General features: G+C 53.2%; 15 protein-coding genes. 3 read left to right on the top strand and 12 right to left on the bottom strand.

Going from position 1 to position 19001, the window contains the following annotated elements:
- Window positions 1–3: 3 nt before the first annotated feature.
- Window positions 4–1020, bottom strand: coding sequence for a TAXI family TRAP transporter solute-binding subunit (locus tag D9N14_RS04995; RefSeq protein ID WP_317622575.1), 1017 nt, complete (start codon window positions 1018–1020; stop codon window positions 4–6).
- 238 nt (window positions 1021–1258) lie between these two features.
- Between D9N14_RS04995 and D9N14_RS04990 the strand changes: the two genes are divergently transcribed.
- Together D9N14_RS04990 and D9N14_RS04985 are read left to right on the top strand one after the other, a co-directional pair.
- Entirely contained in the window at window positions 1259–1561 is a 303-nt protein-coding gene (locus D9N14_RS04990; protein ID WP_290577577.1) for a hypothetical protein, read from the top strand.
- Between the two features lie 54 nt (window positions 1562–1615).
- Window positions 1616–3646, top strand: coding sequence for a spermidine synthase (locus D9N14_RS04985; RefSeq protein ID WP_290577575.1), 2031 nt, complete (start codon window positions 1616–1618; stop codon window positions 3644–3646).
- Window positions 3647–3676: 30 nt separating this feature from the next.
- On the opposite strand, the gene D9N14_RS04980 is transcribed toward D9N14_RS04985, so the two are convergent.
- The 8 genes from D9N14_RS04980 to D9N14_RS04945 all read right to left on the bottom strand — a co-directional run bounded on the left by D9N14_RS04980 (window position 3677) and on the right by D9N14_RS04945 (window position 12498).
- Complete coding sequence (locus D9N14_RS04980) at window positions 3677–4753, bottom strand: hypothetical protein (protein ID WP_290577573.1); 1077 nt, start codon at window positions 4751–4753, stop codon at window positions 3677–3679.
- Window positions 4754–4821: 68 nt separating this feature from the next.
- Window positions 4822–6177 (bottom strand): tetratricopeptide repeat protein, encoded by a 1356-nt coding sequence (locus D9N14_RS04975; RefSeq protein WP_290577571.1) that lies wholly within the window; start codon window positions 6175–6177, stop codon window positions 4822–4824.
- Between the two features lie 68 nt (window positions 6178–6245).
- Window positions 6246–6854, bottom strand: a complete 609-nt coding sequence (locus D9N14_RS04970; protein ID WP_290577569.1) for an energy transducer TonB — start codon at window positions 6852–6854, stop codon at window positions 6246–6248.
- A gap of 12 nt (window positions 6855–6866) precedes the next feature.
- Window positions 6867–7277: an ExbD/TolR family protein gene (locus D9N14_RS04965; RefSeq protein ID WP_290577567.1), complete on the bottom strand. Its 411-nt coding sequence runs from the start codon at window positions 7275–7277 to the stop codon at window positions 6867–6869.
- 61 nt (window positions 7278–7338) lie between these two features.
- Window positions 7339–7869: a MotA/TolQ/ExbB proton channel family protein gene (locus D9N14_RS04960; RefSeq protein ID WP_290577565.1), complete on the bottom strand. Its 531-nt coding sequence runs from the start codon at window positions 7867–7869 to the stop codon at window positions 7339–7341.
- Window positions 7850–9226 (bottom strand): MotA/TolQ/ExbB proton channel family protein, encoded by a 1377-nt coding sequence (locus tag D9N14_RS04955; RefSeq protein WP_290577563.1) that lies wholly within the window; start codon window positions 9224–9226, stop codon window positions 7850–7852. The genes D9N14_RS04960 and D9N14_RS04955 overlap by 20 nt, the downstream gene beginning before the upstream one ends.
- Window positions 9223–10008, bottom strand: a complete 786-nt coding sequence (locus tag D9N14_RS04950) for a DUF3450 domain-containing protein (protein ID WP_290577561.1) — start codon at window positions 10006–10008, stop codon at window positions 9223–9225. Before D9N14_RS04950 ends, D9N14_RS04955 begins: the two co-directional genes overlap by 4 nt.
- Window positions 10009–10056: 48 nt before the next feature.
- The gene (locus tag D9N14_RS04945; RefSeq protein WP_290577560.1) at window positions 10057–12498 is read right to left on the bottom strand and encodes a TonB-dependent receptor; all 2442 of its coding nucleotides are present in this window, start codon (window positions 12496–12498) and stop codon (window positions 10057–10059) included.
- Window positions 12499–13088: 590 nt separating this feature from the next.
- Between D9N14_RS04945 and D9N14_RS04940 the strand changes: the two genes are divergently transcribed.
- Window positions 13089–13979 carry a helix-turn-helix transcriptional regulator gene (locus tag D9N14_RS04940; RefSeq protein WP_290577558.1) on the top strand — a complete coding sequence of 297 codons (891 nt, stop codon included), beginning with the start codon at window positions 13089–13091 and terminating at the stop codon, window positions 13977–13979.
- Window positions 13980–16002: 2023 nt separating this feature from the next.
- On the opposite strand, the gene D9N14_RS04935 is transcribed toward D9N14_RS04940, so the two are convergent.
- From D9N14_RS04935 to D9N14_RS04925, 3 genes are all read right to left on the bottom strand, one after another.
- A complete protein-coding gene (locus D9N14_RS04935) occupies window positions 16003–16227 on the bottom strand; it encodes a hypothetical protein (protein ID WP_290577557.1) in 225 nt (74 codons plus the stop codon).
- A gap of 111 nt (window positions 16228–16338) precedes the next feature.
- A complete protein-coding gene (locus tag D9N14_RS04930) occupies window positions 16339–17679 on the bottom strand; it encodes a hypothetical protein (RefSeq protein WP_290577555.1) in 1341 nt (446 codons plus the stop codon).
- A complete protein-coding gene (locus tag D9N14_RS04925) occupies window positions 17679–18719 on the bottom strand; it encodes a tyrosine-type recombinase/integrase (protein ID WP_290577553.1) in 1041 nt (346 codons plus the stop codon). Before D9N14_RS04925 ends, D9N14_RS04930 begins: the two co-directional genes overlap by 1 nt.
- Window positions 18720–19001: the final 282 nt, after the last annotated feature.

Raw genomic sequence — 19001 nt, 5'->3', positions numbered from 1 at the left:
ATCTTACTCCCCGGCGATCAGCTTGGCGGGCAGCGTCAGTCCTTTCTCCTTGAAGTAGCGTGCGGCCCCGGGGTGCAGCGGCATGGGCAAGCCCACGATGGCCCGTTCCAGCGCCATATCCCGGGTGGCTTTGTGAATGCCGTTCAGGAAGGGAAGGTTTTCATAGATGGCCTGGGTGATGGCGTATACGGTTTGTTCGGGAATATCGCTGCGCACCGCCAGAAAATTGGGCTGGGCCATGGTGTGCACCGGCTTCAATTGGCTGGGATAGGTGTTGGCGGGAATGGTGTAGGGGGTCCACAGGTCCAGGCCCTGATTGGCCCGGGCAATCTGTTCGGGGGTGAAATCCAGAATACGCAGGTTTTCACCCAGGGCGGCATAGGCCTGGGTGACCGCCCCTACCGGAACACCGGCGGGGATATTGAAGCCTTCAATGGTGTTGTTCTGGATCGCGTTGGCGCTGGGGCCATAGCCCAGATACACCAGATCCAGCTGGTGCTCGGGGTCGAAACCCAGGCCTTCCAGAATGAAGCGCCCGGAGCCCTCGGTGCCGGAATTGCGCACCCCGATGGAAAACTTTTTGCCGGCCATAAGCTGCAGGTCGCTGATGTTCCCGCTGTGTACGTAATGGCTGAAAATGGCGAAGTGTTCCACGTTCTGCCACAGCATGGTCACCGAGCGCAGTTGCTTCTGCGGACCGCTACCCTGCATGGCCCCTGTGCCCTGCCAGGCCCAGGCTCCGTACAGCCCTTGCAGAATGGCAAACTGGGCTTCGTTGTCCTTCAGCAATTTCACATTTTCGGCCGAGCCGGCGGAGCTGATGGCCGACAGCGCGATGCCGGTGGTGGGTTCCAGTTTCACCTTGGTGAGAGTGGCCAGGGCAACCCCCACCGGGTAATAGGTGCCGCCGGTGGTGGCGGTGGCCAGAATGTAGCGTTCTGCGGACCAGGCGCTGCCGCTCAGGCAGGCGATACAAATGATAACCAGTGCCCGGAGGCGGTGAGACAATCGGCCTTTCACGTGCAGGCTCCCCCATGGATCAATGAATGTTCTTGTTGTTGCATTCCGGCGCAGTTTACCACACACTCTGGACACGATTGAGCAAACTGAACATTGGGGATAGTTGTTTAATTGGTTATTTTTCATGTGGTTGTCCAATTGTTAATGCCCTCCCACAGGTTTTTGTACAGTTCTTGCTTGGTTTGTCGTGTCGTTGGGGTAATTCATTTCTGAACATCTACACATTGGGGAATCCAATATGAACGGACGTAAGTGGATTGTTGCGGTAAGCGCCTGCTGTATGCTGGCCATGTCTGGCGGTGTTATGGCGACCGAAGGTGCCAAAAAGAAAGCAGCGGAAAAGAGCCTGCCTGACCGAACACCGGTCGCGAAAGGCAAAGGTAAAGATAAAGCCTGCAGTAAAAAATCGGAGTTCTGTGGCGAGACCACCAGCGTACCTGAATTGAACGCTGCCTCCGGTTTGATTGCGCTGAGCCTGATGGCGGGCATCGTGGCAGTGTTCAGAGAGCGCCGGCTCTCTATCAAGAGCAAGGCCGCTTAATCTGCCCTGAATTCCCAGTGGGCCAGTTCACCATTAGATTCTGACGGTACGCCTGTGTGGTTGTATGCGGTTTCGATTTTCACAGGCGCCTTTCTGCTGTTCCAGGTTCAGCCGTTAATCGCCAAATACCTGTTGCCCTGGTTTGGGGGCAGCCCGTCCGTTTGGACCACCTGCATGCTGTTCTTCCAGGTGATGTTACTGGTGGGGTATGGCTACGCGCATCTCAGCACTAAGCTGAGGTTGCGCACCAACGTTATCCTGCATTTGGCCCTGGTGGCGCTGGCGGCCCTTCAGCTACCCATCATTCCTCGCTTGTCCGGTTCAGTGCAGGGCCTCGATTCCCCGCAATGGCAGGTGATGTTGCTGCTGTTGCTTACCGTCGGTCTGCCCTATCTGGTGCTGGCGTCCTCTTCACCATTGTTGCAGGTGTGGTTCAATCGGCTGTATCCGCATCGTTCACCGTACCCGCTCTATGCGCTTTCCAACCTGGGTTCCATGGGGGCCCTGCTCAGTTTTCCTTTTGTGTTTGAGCCCAATGGGTCGCGGGTGCTGCTGGCGCAGGGCTGGTCCGCCGGGTTCCTGCTGTTTGGCGGGTTGACCCTGGCCTGCGCGCTGCTGCTGATGTGGCGGGCAAAGGGAAAGAGGGAAGGGGCTCTGCACGTGAAGCCGCAGGCCACAGTGGCGGCACCCCTGGCCACCACGCAACTGTTGTGGCTGGGCTTGTCTGCGGTGCCGGTGATCCTGCTGTTGTCGTTTACCAATCTGCTCAGTCAGGACATGGCGGCGGTGCCGTTTATCTGGGTACTGCCCATGTCGATTTATCTGCTGACCTTTATTATTGCATTCAGTGGAGTGGGCACCGGTTATCTCCGCTGGCTGCGATTTTTATTGTTGCCGGTGGTCACCGCCGTACTCTGGTTCAAATTGATCGGCCCGGACATCAGCATTTTGTTGCAGATTGCGGTGTATTGCGTGTCCCTGTTCGCCCTGTGCCTGTTGAGTCATGGGGAGCTTGCGTTTTTCAAGCCCCACGAATCCTACCTGACCCGCTTCTATCTGCTGGTGTCCCTTGGGGGCGCCTTGGGCGGTGTGTTCGTGGCGCTGGTGGCGCCGTTGATCTTCAACGGGCTGCATGAAGTGTATGTGGGGCTGGCGGCAGTGTTGTTGTTGTCCATGGTGTCCGCCGCCGTGATGAACAACGGGGCATTGCGCTTGGGAATGCCCAAGCTGGAATACGCGGTGCAGGTGGGCATTCTGTTGTACCTGATCGTGCCGTTGCTGAGCTTTGATCAGGATACGGCGTTGCATCGCAGTCGCAATTTTTACGGCACCCTGGTGGTGGAGCGGGAAGCTGTGGGCACGGCGGATGAGAAAAAACGTCTGGTGCACGGCGCCATCACCCACGGTGACCAGTACGTGCAACCGCACAAGCGCATCTACGCCGGCACCTATTATGCGCCGTCCAGTGGGGTGGGGCGGGTGCTCTCACAGGTGACCGGGGAGCGTGCAGCCCATGTGGGTTTGATTGGCCTGGGGGTGGGAACGCTCACGGTCTATGGCAATGGTGATGACCGCTTCCGCCTGTATGAGATCAACCCGGACGTGGTGGACATCGCGTTACAGCATTTTACCTATCTGGCGGATCAGCCTAACCGCATCGATATTGTGGTGGGTGATGGTCGGCTGTCCCTGGCGCAGGAGGCCGCCAACGGCTTTGATGTGTTGGTGCTGGATGCGTTCAGCGGTGATGCCATTCCGGTGCATCTGCTAACGGCAGAGGCCTTCGACGAGTACCGGCGTCATCTGGCGGAAGACGGTTCTATTCTGATTCATATCAGCAATCGCTTTCTGGATCTGGAGCCGGTGATCACCGCTCTGGCTCGGGACAACCAGCTGCAGGTGTTCACCATTGCCGACCAAGGCGATGCTGAAGACCGTTACTACTCGTCGGACTGGGTGCTGGTCAGCAACAACCGGGATTTGCTCACTTCCGATCAGATTCAGTCCGTGGCAGTGGTGCCACCGTTTGTGCCCATTCGCCCCTGGACGGATGACTACACCAGCCTGTTTTCCGTGCTCAAATAGCCATTGCCCGCATGGGGGGAGCTGCTGGGGTTAAATGGGTTTTGCTGCAGGCTGCCGGGTGAGTGGCTGCAGGGTCACTCCCCGCTCATCGCCACTGAGCTGCAACATCACATCGTAGCGCTGATCCCGGATCACCAGATCGCCCTCTGTTGCACTGTGCTCATAGCGCACCAGTTCATATTCATCGCCGTGCTGTTGCAGCAGTTGGCGCATGTGCTTCTCTGCGGGCCATTGGCCGGTTTGCATCAGCTGTTCCAATACCAGGATGCGCAGGGTGGTGGCGCGGCTCAAGGCGTTGGCGGTGATGGCATTGCGCAGGTGCTTCAGGCTCAAGGCTACCTGGTCCAGCCGTTGGTTAATGTCCACCACCCGTTGGGGTTGATCCCCGTTGTCCGCCAGGATCTGCCGATACAGATGGCTGACGCTGGTCATCTGCTCCAGCAGGCGGTCCGAGGCCTGCAGGGCATGGTCTGGAAGGATGTTGTCTGCCTCGTACAGGGGCAGTCCGTAGCGCAGTTCATCCGCCGCCAGGGCGCTCCATTGGGTGGCCGGTGTGCGTTCTGCCAGGGCTTCAAAGTGGGCCCGTGCCTCATGGTAACGGCCTTCCCGCTTCAGTGTCTGTGCCTGGTTGAACAGGTCGGATGCCTCCCGGTCCGGCGCGGGGGCCTGCGCCACCTGCGCAAACTGTAATTTGGCGTTGAGGCGTTTGGCGGTCTCGCGGCCGACAAATTCAAAGGCATTGTAAATGCCCTGGTAATCCATGCCATGAATGTCCAGGGAGACGCTGGCCACGTAGCTGGGCTGATCCTGCAGATGCAATGCGGCGGTCAGCTTCAACACCTCGGCTGGGCCGATCAGGGAGATCGCGAGATCCAGGCGACCGTCTGTTGGCGTTGCGGCGGGCGGTGTTGCAGGTAGAATTCGAAACTGCCCGGTGCCGGTGAACTCACTGAGGGCCGTATCCACTGCGGCCGCTTTCATGTCCCGGGTGGAAAGTGGATACCAGTCACCGGTGTGAATGGTGACCTGGTTGATGACGGTGTAGGGCTGGCGGGCGAAACACAATGTACAGCTCAGTGCCAGCAGCAGGCCAACGAACAAACGCATGGCGAAAACCTGTTGCAAAGACGTTATTGTGTTCAGTATAGGTGGAATCTGCGGCCGTGGGTGGCCGCTCAGGGTGTATCCATGGATTTCAGGGTTTGTGCCAACAGATCCCGCCGCTGAATCTCGTTATCCACATAGTTCAGCCACTGGTTTGCCGAGGTTTTGGCGCCGTCGAATGTGGCCGCTTGCTTGAAGGCATAGCGCGCATCTTCAAACTCATTCATATTGAACAGGGACAGGCCCAGCAACAGGTAGGCATTGCCTTTGTGTTTGAGATCGCCCTTGCTGATTCCCTCCCGCAGATAGCGCACCGCCTGATTCCACTCATCCAACTGGTAATAGGTTGAGCCCAGCTGGATGTCGATCTCCCCGGATTGGGATGTTGCGGCGGCCTGCACCAGCACCGGCAGAGCTTTCTTGGCTTCCTGGGCGGTGGACCAGGCATAGGACAACAGCTTCAGGTTGTCTTTCTCCGGCCGGATGATGCCCTTGTCGATGCCTTTTTCCAGTACCTTTGCGGCCTTGTAGGGGATGTCATTGAAGATCATCAGCTGTGCCAGGGTGAGCCACTCGCTTTCCCGATCCAACAGACCCTGGCGATAGGCGATCTCGAGGGTGCTCAACTGTTTGCTTTCCTGCTTCAATTCACCATAGGCACTGGACAGCTGCACCCAGTATTCTTTTTTCGGGTAATACTGGATGAGTTTCTCCAGCACATCGGCACCCGCCTGGTAGTTGTTCTGCTCAAAATACAGGGCTCGTAACAACAGATACCAGCTTTCCTTGGCGCGGCCCTCGCTCTGTTCGGCCATGGCAATAGCAGACCGGATGGGCGGCAAGGCCTTATTCATCTGGTTGAGTTGATAGTAGGCCTGGCCCAGCATGATGTAAGCCTGGGGAGTAGGGGTGTCTGTGAGGGCGAACCAGCGGTCCAGGTAGTCGATGGATTTTTTGTAATTCTCCTGGGCAAAGTACAATTGACCAGCGCTGTACAGGGCTTCCAGCTCCAATGCCCGGGGCAGGGCCTCCTGGCGCAGCAGGTTTTCATAACTCTGGATGGCCTGCTGGTGGTTGTCCTGGGAATAATAGATGTAGGCGTAGAACTTCCACATCATGGCGGCTTCGTAGCTGTTCAGGCCGGAACTTTTTTTCAGTCCATCCAGAATTTTCAACGCTTCAGCGGGTTGGTTTTCTTCCGCTTTGGCCTGGGCTTCTGTCAGCACTTTATAAATTTTCTCCCGCAGGGCCGGTGTCTTCACCGTTTGTCGCTGCCCGTGGGTGGACTGGGTTTCAGCAGCCTGGCTGGCGCTGCTCAGCAACGTGGCGGGAATAAAAGCCAGCGAGCTGATCAACGCCAGGCTAAGCGTGGCGCGCCGCAGGCGGAGGCTGGGGGCTGTTCGGTTGAGGCCTTGGTTTGGGAACATCTTCATACCGGCATAATTTGTTTGGTTTTGAGTTAATCTTGGCTCGGCGTTGAGCAACAGTCTTGTGTTCATTGTTCAATCTGAAACGTCAGCTTGTTCTGTACCCCTGCCACGTCAACCGGTTCACCGTCCACAATACGCGGTTTGTACTTGAACTTGAGGGCGGCCTTTATGGCAGCGGAATCAAAGATCCGGGCCGGATCCGATTCGATGACCACCGGATCTTTTACCGAACCGTTTTTGGTGACGGTAAATTCCAGGATCACGTAGCCTTCAATGCCACGGGACAATGCCCGGCGCGGGTAGATCGGCTGTACTTTTACGATGGGGAGCAAATCTCCGTCGGCAGCACCCAGGCCAAACCCGGTGGCGATGTCGAGGGTTTTGTCGATGGGTGCTGCGGCGATGGCAAGGCTGCTTTGCTCTATATCCGGTGCTTCCAGCTCGGGCTGTACTGTCGTCGGTGGTGGTGCTTCCGGCTGGGGTGGTTTTTCCGGGCGACGGTCTTTGGTTTTAACCGCTTCCTCCTGCTTCAGGCGTACGAAATCCACCACATAGCGTTCGCCATCGTCTCCCAGCTTTTGCCGGGCGGTGGAAATCAGTGACATCATCAACAGGTACAGAGCGAGGGTGATGACCAACGCCGGAACAGTTGAGAAAAGGATTCTGGAGTACATCTTGAGTCAGCCTCAACTCTCATTGGCGGCGATGGACACGTTATAGACGCCGGCCTGGCGCGCTGCATCCATTACCTGTACCAAGCGTTCATTCTTGGAGTTCTTGTCTGCCTGGATCACCACAGAGCCCTGGGGATTCTCCGCATGCAGTCGCTCAATGTTGGCGCGTACGGCGCGAGGGTCCACCTGGCGTTTGTCGATCCAGATCTGATTGCGTTCGTCGATGGCCACCAGAATATTGGCGCGCTCCTTCTTCTGTGCTGTTTCCGCATCTGGGCGGTTGACATCGATACCGGATTCCTTGACGAAGGAAGCCGTGACAATAAAAAAGATCAGCATGATGAACACCACGTCCAGCATGGGGGTGAGGTCAATGCCGGAATCTTCTTCTTCGGTGTTCAGTTTGGATAATGCTCTTCTCATAATGCGTACCTCAATAATGGGGCCTGGTGTGCAGAGTACCGGTTGGTAATCCACACCCGCTTCAATGTTCTGTTGTCAGCCCATCTTCAATCAGCTCGCTCTCCCGTTGGGCAAAGCGCTTCAAATAGGTAATGGCAAAGAGCCCGGACAATGCCCCCACCATCCCCGCCATGGTGGGAATGGTGGCTTTGGATACCCCGGCAGCCATGTTGCGGGCGTTACCGGTGCCAAAGAACGACATCGTAGTGAACACCTCGATCATGCCGGTCACCGTGCCCAGCAACCCCAGCAGGGGGCAGATGGCCACCAATGTCTGGATCAGCGCCAGCCGGTCGTTGAGTGCTTCCCGGCTTTGCGAAATCAGCGCCGTACGAATTTGTTGGGCGGGCCAGGATTGCCGTTCCCGACGGGCGTGCCACTGGTCCAGGGTGTTGGTTTTGTCCTTGCGGTAGCGGATCTGGAAAAACCAGATCCGCTCAAAGATCAGAGTCCACATGCCAAAGATGTTGATCCCGATCAGCAGCAGTACGGTGCCCCCGGTTTCCAGGAACACCCGCAGGGATTCATAAACATCATGCAGCGCGTAAAACATGTTCCTGCTCCATTCGCACAGCAATCAATCCGGCGCTTTGTTCTTCCAGAATGTGCAGCACGTTTTTGGCGATGGAATTGGTTACGCTGTGGAAAAAGAGGGTGGGTAATGCCACCAGCAGACCCAGCACCGTGGTAACCAGCGCCTGGGAAATACCACCGGCCATCAGCTTGGGGTCGCCGGTACCGAACAGGGTGATGGACTGGAAGGTGACGATCATACCGATTACCGTACCCAACAGCCCCAGCAGGGGTGCTGCCACTGCAATGATCTTCAGCAGGGGAATAAAGCGCTCCAGGCGGGGCTTTTCCTTGATAATGGCTTCTGCCAGCTTCAGCTCCAGGGTGTCCGGGTCCAGGCTTGGATTGTTCTGGTACACCGTCAGCACGCGGCCCAGCGGGTTGGAGGTTTTGGCGTCATCGGACTTGGCCTGGGCACGCACTTTGGCCCGGGTGATTGACAGCGTGATGACCCGCTCCAATGCCAACAGCCAGGACAGAACGCCAACGCCGATGATGATGTAGCCCACCAGTCCGCCTTGTTCCACCCGTTCCCGGGTATTGGGTTCCTTGATCAGGGCTGACAGCAGGGTGCCGCGGGAAGGGTCCAGGCCGAATTCCACCAGTTCCCCTGGCGCTGCCGTGCTGAGGGCTGCAGCGGTTTCCACAAAACGGGTGGATGGTTGCCGCAGCAGTTCGGCGATCTTGCCGGTTTCACTGTCGTATTTCAGGTATTTGCCGTCTGCCACCAGATTAAAGGTGCCCACCCGGATTACCTCTGCCTGCTTTTCCTGGCCGGTGGCATCAATGATGGCATGGTTGAACTTGACGACATTGCCGGATTCAGTCATCTCCCGCTGCAGCTCGAACCACAGGCGTTCAATTTCCTCAATGGACGCCAGCTCGGAGCTGGTGCCCATTTTTTTGGCCAGTTGGGTGAGAAACTCACCGCGATTCTCATACTGGCTGCTGGTGAGGGATGTCTGGAACTGGCTGGTGGTGTCACCGGCCACCTGTTGCAGTACACCGAACAGCTCTTTCAGGGAACCCAGGCGCTTGTTGAGGGCTTCCTGCAGTGCGGCGGTTTCCAGCTCATTTTTTTCGAACTTTTCTTCCAGGTCGGAGCTGCGTTGCTCTTCCTTGGTTCGGGCTTGTTTGGCTTCCGCCAGAATCTTTTCCTGATTGCTCTTCTCTGACTGAAAGCGGGCTTCCCGGGCGCGGTTTTCCTGCGCTTCGGAAATCCGGCCCTGTTTCACCAGATCCAGCAACTGATCCAGGTTTGCCGCCGGCGCAGCCAGTAACGGGCTGCTTAGGGCCAGGCCCAGCAGCAGGGATGATAGGGTCACACGGGTTTTCATTGTACTGCCTCCGCCGCCGGAATCGGTAGTTTCAAAAGATTGGGCGCGACTTCCTTGCGAGCGATGCGCAGGCCATCCCGGATGGCACTGCGATACTGGTTGGAAAGCGGGTCCCACTGCTGGCTGTTCTTGTTCCAGATGCCGGAGAGTTGGGAATCATCCGTTTGGTACATCAGCGATATGCGGCCGATGCGCAGGAAGTCCACTTCGCGCTGGCTGCCGTTGATGTCCAGGGTGCCCCGATAGGCTTCAATGGTGCGGCCATATTCGTTTTCAATCTGGTAGGCTTCCAGCACCTTGCGGAATTTCTCCGCTACTGAGACGTCCGAGCGTTCCATCAAATAATCCAGATTGCTGATGCGTTCCTGGCGTTCATCCTGCAGGAACGGCACATCCAGGACGACGAATTGTTTCAGGCCTTCGATCATGCTCAGCATCAGGGGAATGATCTGGCGCTCTATCACGGTGACCTGGTCAATGGAGTGGTTGATGGACTGCATTTCCTTCAACTGGTTGGCGATCTGCTTTTCCAGTTGAGTGTTGTAGACCTGCAGGCCATCAATCTCTTTGCTGACAACCTTGTACTCGTTAAACAATTTATCGGTCTGGTGCGACAGTGCGTCTACTTTCTTCTGTGACTGCTGGGCAGAAACATTGGCACTGGTGTTTTCGCCAACGGCTTTATCCAGGCTGGCGGCCATGCTGTTGGTTGAAAGAAGAAAGCTAGCAGACAGCAGAAAAACCGAATGTCGAACTAGTAAAGGGGGAATGAATTTTCTCATGAAGCTTTCCCTTCTTTGTAACTAATGTTTGTATCTGTGTTTTAAGAATTAAAAGTTATAGCGCAGTGAGCCAATGATAGTCCGTGGTGGCCCATAGGCTGATTCAACCAAACCTAACGAATCAATCTGGTTAAAGCCACCGATCACGTATTCCTTGTCGTTGACGTTGCTGACAGTCAGGGCTGAGTCGAAGTCTGAGTTCATCATGTTGCGCCAGTCGAAGCGCAAGTTCGCCACGGCATAGGACTTCACGTTGATGGACTCATAGGCAACCTCACGCAGAGCGTCGTCGGTTACCGTCACCTCGAACTCAGAGGGAATGGCGAAGTTAACCATTTCATCCTGCCAGTAAACCGAACCTGACAACGTCATCTCGCCCAGCTCCGCGCTGGTGGGCAATGTGTAGGACGCAGAAACCGTGGCGGTATTTTTCGGCGTAAAGCCAAAGTCATCATCAGAGGCATCCACTTCCACCATGGTGTTGGTGTCGGGGTCTCTGACTTCGGCGATCCACTTGTCGTAGCTGGCGTCGGTATAGGCATAACCCAGGGTCAGCACCAGGTCGTTGGTGACGGCCCACATCACGTCGGCTTCAAAACCTTGAATCGTGGCGGAAGCCGCATTGATGGTGCTGGTCTCGAAGTTGCTGCCGGTAAACAGTGCCACCGTTTTCTGGATGTCGTCGTACTTCTGTACATAGGCTGCCACCGCGGTGCGCACAGAATCCCATTCGGCTTTGTGGCCGATTTCGTAGGTGACTACGGTTTCCTCATCGAACGGCTTCAGGGTTTCGTTGTCAACGGCGCGCAGGTTGAAACCGCCGGAGCGATAACCGGTGGAGACACTACCGTAAATCAGGGTGCTGTCATCCGGGGTATAGCTCACCACGATGCGGCCGGTGGGTGAGGAGAACGTCTCGCTTTCGGTGCGGGCACAATCCGGTTCGGTATTACCGTTTTTGTCCTTCACCGCACATTCCAGCGGGTCGGTGACCAGGTTGAACTCCAGCGGTGGTGTCGGTGGCGCCTGCTTCTGGTTTTTCACGGTGACGCTGCGCTCATCCCAGCTTTGACGCAAACCCAGGGTCAGCGCCCATTCTTCGTCAAAATGGTAGGTGGCCTCACCGAAGATACCATAGGCTTCGTTGTTCACGTCTCCAACCGGTGATGCCTGATAAATAAAGGCGGGCAAAAAGATTCCCGGCGCCGGCGTGGGGATGTTGCCGGAGAACACCTGAGTCAAACCATCCTGGGAGGCGTTCATCTTGTACCAGTACAGGCCGGTGATCCACTCAATCTTGTCGGTACTGCCCAGCAGCTGGAACTCGTTGCTGAATTGCTCTGCATCGATGACCTCAGCGCCTTCCGGATCACGGGTTACCTCGGCGCCGTAATCGCTGATCCCGTTGGAAAAGATGGGGAATGCCGTGCCATCAGCATCCACGGTACGGGTGGTTTCCACCGTGCGGTAACCGAAAATGTTTTTGATGGACAGTGAATCGGAAATTTCAAACTGCGTGGTATTGGACGCAAAGAAGTTCTCGACGGTTTCCCTGCCCAAGAGATCAATCTCAACATCGTGGGCGGAGCGGTTTTTCTGTCGCGCCAGGGCAGCGTCCATTTCACCGTTCTGGTTATAGGCCGCTTCGATCAGGCCCCCCAATTGAATGGGTGCATAGCCGGAGATCACTGGTGCCCGTGACAGCATATCGTTCTCGTCATAGGCCAGCATGGTCAGGTTCGAGAAGTTGTCGAAGTCCAGATTCATGCCGATGCGCAAACCCTGGGAATCTTCATCCCACAGTTCTTCGCCTTTCAGGTCATTGTCCGATACCACATCCTGGTATCCATCCCGTTTGGTGGTGAACCCGGCAACCCGGAATTGCAGGTTGTCGCTGACCGGCATATTGAATGCGCCTTCCAGCCCCCACAAGTTATAGTTACCGGCTTTAATCTGAACATAGCCTTCCTGTTCCAGGGTTGGGGCAGCGGGTGTAATCAGTAATGCACCCCCCGTGGTGTTGCGGCCAAAAAGTGTGCCCTGGGGGCCTTTCAACACCTGAATATTTGACAAGTCGTAGAACGCCAGGTTGGTGCCCTGAGACGGCGTCATCACCACTTCATTAAAATAAATGGGGATGGATTGATCCAACGATAACGTGGTATCAGTGGGGCGTTGTCCGCGCACCGCCACGATGGGCGCGTTGGAGGATGTGCCGGTGTTGGAAATGGTGACGGCGGGAACCGCGGTGGCCAGGCTTTCCAGTTCGACAATGTTCTGTTTTTCCAGGTATTCAGCATCCATGACTTTCAGCGCAATCGGCACTTCCTGCGCGTTTTCTTCCCGGCGGCGGGCCGTAACGGTGACTTCTTCCAGGGCCGGCCCTTTGTTTTCTGCGGCCGGCGGCTCTTCGGCCAATACCGAGGTGCTGATGCCGGCGGACATCATGGATGAGACCGCCACAGCCAGCAGGTTTGCGTTAAAACGCAATCTGGCAGCGGTGAAGTGATCGTGCGTTTGGGGTGGGGTGTGTGCTGTTGGGGGTGTAACGGCAGTGCGCGTTCTGGTTCCACACATATTCAATCTCCATACTACCTGTTTCGATTTTTTGTTATCAGTTATTTGTTTGTAAGAACGTTGAGTTCTTTACGTCTGTTCTTGTTTGGGGGCGCGTCAAACGCTGTGCATCGCGCTGTTAATTTTTTATCCCTTAAAATAGGGGGAACTCCAATCTAGCTTTCGCTGGTGAATGTGTAAACGCATCCCCCGGGAGGGCGTCTACTTAGTATTGGAAAAACAGAAATTGCGCAAAAATTCGAAATGCGAATGGGGAACAAAAAAGCGAACACTTTGTATATATCGAATTGGTCTGGAGGCCTTTGTATATATTGAATAGAGGGGGTGGGGGTCTACCTAAGAAAAACTCTTTAGTTTGTAAAATATGGTCATCAGCCGACAATTCGGTGTTATATCGGCTGGCTTTTTGCGGTGGGATCGAGTAAAACTGAATTGACAATTACAACAACAACGAATTTAAACGTGCGTTTTGCTTTGCCTACGTTTATAGCATTTAAAAAATCATGGAATTCATCATAGAAAGGCAAGTTGAGTTACCCCATGTCTGTGTCGAAGTAGCCACCGTCCAATGGTTTGATGTTACTGAAACGCCGGTCTACACCTGTTATAAATTATCGCAACGTTTGTCAGAAGATCATCCCCCTTTGCGCGTCGGCAAGCTTTCCACACCGCACACGTTTCCGCGCACGCGCTCCGTTGTATTTTTGCCACCGGGCTATTCCGCCCGACTGTTTCCCATCGAAAAGCCGTTGCGCCTTTTGCATTGCGATTTTGATCGGAATTTTTTTGAAGACATTACCCAGCGCAACCTGGAAAGCTGGCAAAAGCATCTGGCAGCGTTGCTGGCCATGCGCAATCAACGCATGGAGTTTTTAATGCAAAAACTGTATGCCGAACTGGACCAGCCCGGTTTTGGTCAGCACATGGTGATTGAAGCCGTGTGCAAATTGATGCTGGTGGAGCTGGCCCGTCATGCACAACAACTGGATATAGCGGCCGCCAAAGATCAGGTCAGTTCCGCACTGGCACCCTGGCAGTTGTCCCGTATCCAGGAACGGGTTGCTGTGTCACTGGAGTTGGGGTATCCCAACCTGGAAGAACTGGCCAAACTCTGCGGCATCAGCCAGGGGCATTTGTCGCGTTCGTTCAAGCAGGCCACCGGGCGCCACATCCATAAGTTCATTGCGGAAGAACGCATTCAGGCCGCCATGCGCTTGCTGGGCGAAGATCACCTCAGTTGCAAGGATGTGGCCGAACGCCTCGGCTTTAAAAGTTCTGCATACTTCTCAACTGCGTTCCAGCGCCTCACCGGTAAAACCCCTTCCGAATTCAAACAGCAGGCGGTGAATCAGGATCTGGAAGTGCGCATGGAACTGGAACACCGTTTTATGTGAAGACGGTGTGGCAAAGTGGCCATGCACTAGAGCATTATAGCGGGGCTGTATTGTGGGAAGGTACGGCTGTGCCGCTGCAGAATGATGGGATTGCGGTTGCAGGCAAACGGGTGTCACGCAAACAAAAAAGCCCCGGTATCAAACCGAGGCTTTTTAATATGGTGCCCGGAGGCGGAATCGAACCACCGACACGGGGATTTTCAATCGGTTTTTGTCCACAAAGCACAGCAATCCACGCTAATAAATTACAATATTATCAGTCAGTTAGGGTTGCAATGGCTGTTGTCGGTTCTTGTTGGGGGTGATGGTTAGTTAACCCCTAGTGTGACAGCAGTGTGCCTGGACTATTTGGTATATCCACCCCTGGGAATGCCTTCAAGGTGCAAACCGTATATTAGTTGGTCGATCCTACCTTCCAGGTCGTCACGGATATTTATAAGCCTATCAAAGGTGCTCCAGTGCATCCCTTTCCTTTTTCGATATCCTGTTTCATCGAATAGCTTGTCGTCCAGTTTGTGCAGCTTATGAATTAACCTGTCGATTGGTCCTTTGGTTTGGCTGGTATATGGAATCCGGTAACACTCGCGGCACAGGAATAAGTGGCCTCCTGCGTATAGAACGCCACAGCGCCGGTTACACTTGGGGCAGGCAAACCACATCCTCGAACCTCCATAGTTGCAATTGGTCTGGATTAGGTCGATCTGTTGTTTAACTGGCTGCCAGTCTTCGCCAGAAGCTCGGAAACGATAATCGAGGTTCAACTGGCTGGGTGATATGGAATAGTTGATAAATCCTGTTTGAGAGCCATTACAGGACCAGGTGAGGATGCCACTACGGTACTTGCCAAGTATATTCAGAGTCTTCAAAAACCGAATGTCGATTCTCTTGTACTCTTCGGTTGTCATGGTGTTGCTGATGCGACTTCTGTTTCCACTTCCAAGGCCACCCATGGTTTAACTCCCGATTTGCCTAATGATTTCGATAGAAATCTGAAACTGATGTATCAATGATATCTCCGTAACCCCTGGTAATATAAGAAGGCTTCCAAATATGAAAGCAGTAAAAGCTCCCATGGCTTCAGAATTGGAAGTGATAGAACCGTTTACATTGAATCAATAGGTGGATTTGACGTCCTTGTCGCTTCCAAAACTAAAGCCTTTGGCATCCATTTCTAAAGCGGGTTGTCTTATTTGTCTCTGATGCTGAATTGGCGTGGTGGTCGTGTTGTCGGCCCGACTTCAAGGCGTTTGCCGGGGCATTCATCTATGGGTTTCCATGCCAATGCATACAGGGCGCATTGGCCACCAGGGTTCAGAAATCGGCCCTCACGGGTTCGGATAATCAACCGTTTCGCCATTAATTCCCTTATGGCCCTGCTCAAGGTGGGTTCAGACCGAAAACCATGTTTCTGGGCGATTGACCAAGCTGCCGTTAAATTTCCGTTACCCTTGCCCTTGTACTGATAGGCCAGCATCATAAGCACCTTAACCGCGTTTCCGCTTAAGCTTTTGTAGTCAGGGTGGTCCATTACATACCTTGGAATGCCTGCAAAACCTCCAGGCGCATCCTTGCGCCCTTTGGTTCGTTCTCTATTCCTGCCCATGGTTATGGTCGTTACATAAGACTGATTCCATGTTAGGCTTTGGTTTGTCAGTCTCCATAGGATTGTCATCTGCGGTTGGGCTGGTGGCCGCCAGCCTATCCGCTATTCTGATGGCTTCCAATTCCAAGACCTTTTCAACATATTCCTGACCTTGGGAGCCTGCCCACTCAATCAAGCTGGTAGCTAACCAATACTCCATGAAGGTAGCAGCTCTCCCTGTGGGGTCCCTGGTAGCTTCAGTAACTTCCCTACGCTCTATGTGCCAGCCATGCTTTTCCTGAAGGTAGTGGACGTGTGATGCGAGTCTGTAGCTCCCTGTTGCGCTGTCAGCCTCTCTATGTTTCAGGGTTTCGCCTTGTAAGAATCGGGCCAAGTATCGCGCACATAAGCATTGTGGTTTGGGGTAGCTGATATTGAGAGTCATGCTGCACCCCCATTTGCTGCTTGTTCGTCCATCCAAAGTTCTAAGAGCTCCAGGTCAATCAATATCTTTCGACCAATTCGGACTATGCACTTGTTAAACCCATTTTCATGTCCATTGAATATGAGCCAGCGCAAACTGCTTTCAGTTATGTTTGCATCTGGATATTTGAGAGCCGTATTTTTTACTGTTGCAAGCCGTCTTGGCTTAGGGGTGTTGTTCATGATGTTCACCGTATGATGTTGTGGATTTTCATTTTTGATAGCGGTCTGTTGCTACCAATGACGGTGATTTTGGGCTTGGGGACCCTTCCCCCTGCAAGCCTTCCCTTATGTTTATTTAGGGGGGAAGGGTGGCTCGCTTTCGCTAAAGGCTATGTCCTCAAATTGTGACAGCTGCTCCCAAGCTTTGTTAAAGCTACTTGGGGCAGAGAATATGGCAAGGTTCGATAACTCCTTCCTTAAGTCGGCTTTGATGCTTGGGTTCCCATTTGGCACCATAGGGAGTTTTTTGGGGTCAAGCCCCCTTGCTCGTATGCCTGCTAATATAGCCTCCCGCTGTTGTTCCTGACGCTTGCCATGTGGAGGGTCATCGGGTGAAACAAATTGTTCTGTTGTAAGCATGTCAGTCGGGCTGGAAGAGGTATTAAATGACGAGCTTATGAATGATTCGACTTTGTCTGCGCAGAATACAGCTGTTTCTGGAGACGGGCTATTAAAGCGGAAGGTCCATTCCATACCTAGTGTGTTCGATTCCGATAAAGCATCGGGTTTCTCTTCTTTGCCTTTGTCATAGTTAAACTTGTTTGCAATTAACTGCTTGGCTTCCTCTTGGGAATAATTGCTGACATTTACGATCCTGGTTACGAGTTCTTCATAGGTTAGATATCGGTTTGTAGGCGTGAATGTTTCTATTTGCTTTTTGTTAAAGTAAGTTCCTAATAGGCAGGTGGATAATGAGTTTACTTCCTCCTTCCAAAAGGAAAGAGGTCTTGTTAAAGCACTGTCTAAGTAAGGGGATAGTTCCCATCTGTTCCAATGGCACCATACAGTAAACTCCTCTCGTGAACATTCGTAGTTAGCATGTAATGATTGGAAGGCATCTTCATAACCGATAGATTCAGGTGGGGTTAAATTCATAGATTTGGAAGAAAAAAATTGTTTCTCAAATCGCTCGACTTGTCTTAGTTGAAACATCCCTTCTTGTGGCTTCTTCGCTATATCGGTTATTGGGTCAACTGCGAATAGCTCGTCGTCTGGTGCAGCCGGATGCAACAGAAACCGATTGTTGTTTATGGTTTTGTTGTGGGTGCTGACAATGAGATCGTTTATTGCTTCGAGAGACTTGTTTTGTGATATGCGAAGCCAGCGTAGTGATAAGTCTTGAAAGGTAATCCAACGACCGGTGTTGTTATTGGAGTCAGGGTCAAATGAGTTGATTTGGTCACGAGAGAAATAGCAGGCACTAAGTGTTATGCCTGAAGAGTTGCATTCTTTAGCTGTGGTTTTCTGTGTAAGCTCTTTGTCTAAATAAGGTTGGACGTTGTTATAATCCAAATATGCCCATATATCGAACTCTACTTCTCGGGTTATTGGTGAAATAGATTCCTTTTCGAACAGAAAGTTTACAGCGTCACAGTAGCTGTAATGTTTGGGTTCTTCGCTTTCTTTGTCCATTAGCTGAACATGTTCCTGTTCATGGATTCGAGAACACGACTGGTATGTTGCTCGGAAAGGTGGGCGTACCTCTTAACCATCTGAAGAGTTTTGTGCCCCAATATTTCTGCTATTTCAGCTAAAGAAGCCCCATTCATTGCAAGATAACTTGCTGCGGTGTGGCGTAAATCATGGAATCTGAAATCCTGGATTTCAGCAGCTTTCAGAGCATCCCCCCAGGGGCGGCGAATTGCAATAGGAGCTTCTGGTTTGATGGTGCTAGGGAACACTAGGTTAGTGTCGATCCTTCTCACTTTTGATAAGTCAGTAATTAGCTGTTTGGCATGACTTACGAGTGGAACTGTTCGGCGTTCGCCATTTTTGGTTTCTGTTAGATAGATATAACCCCTTGCTAAATCAATCTGAGACCATTCTAGTGATAGGATTTCTCCTTGTCGCATTCCAGTAGATAAAGCCAGAACGGCGACAGGATACAGGGCTTCGCATTCTGACTGCTTGCAAGCTGCTAGCAGCCTTGAGCGTTCGTCTTCATCCAGAAAGCGCACGCGACCCCTTGGTTCTACTGGTTTGCGTACCTTGCGCAGAGGATTATCTTCAAGCCATCCCCATTCGTTTGAAGCAATAGTGAAAGCATGGGAGAGGGCCGCCATATACCTCACCACAGTCGCAGGTTGGCGACCCCTTTGCAGTTTGTCTCTTGCTTCGCCTAAGCGAGCTGGTGTCACTTCTGAAAGCGTTAGGTAGCCAATTTCAGATTGCCACCATCGTAACTGAGCTGCCTGCTTAAGCTGGCTCTTGGGTTTGGCGGGTAAGACGTATTTTATGTAGCGTTCAATCAGGTCGCTTAGGGTATGCTTTTTTGATTCGGTAGTTTTGAAGTGCCTTCCTTCACGTATGGCAGCTTCAGTGTTTGTGACCCATCTTTTGGCGTCGGTCTTTCTGTTAAAGGTGGCTGTTTGAGGTGGGAAGCCCTTAAGGCGGACTATGGCTTGATAGCGGGTTTCACCCTTGCTTGTTGTGCGCTCCCGGATAGTTGCCATGTAGAAGACCTTTAAACTGTTTAAATATACAGCAAAAGGTTACAGCAATTGACAATAAACGGCAACAGGGGACTAATAATCACCGGTCGGTAAATATATTTCTTGAAAATTCAATAGGTTATATTCTTGGTTCTTTGGTGGGTCACAAATAAGGCACTGGCATGACTAGGGGTAATAAAAAACGCAGGCTAATAGCCTGCGCTTTTAAAGTATCTGTGTTAGCAGGTTGCGCCCTTCAGCCGCCACCAGCTCCGCTAGTAGTTAGGTACATACTGTGCTTCC

Source organism: Ketobacter sp. (assembly GCF_003671495.1).
Lineage (GTDB): Bacteria > Pseudomonadota > Gammaproteobacteria > Pseudomonadales > Ketobacteraceae > Ketobacter.
Note: the sequence above shows the minus strand (reverse complement) of the source record. Positions and strands in the feature narration are given on the sequence as shown.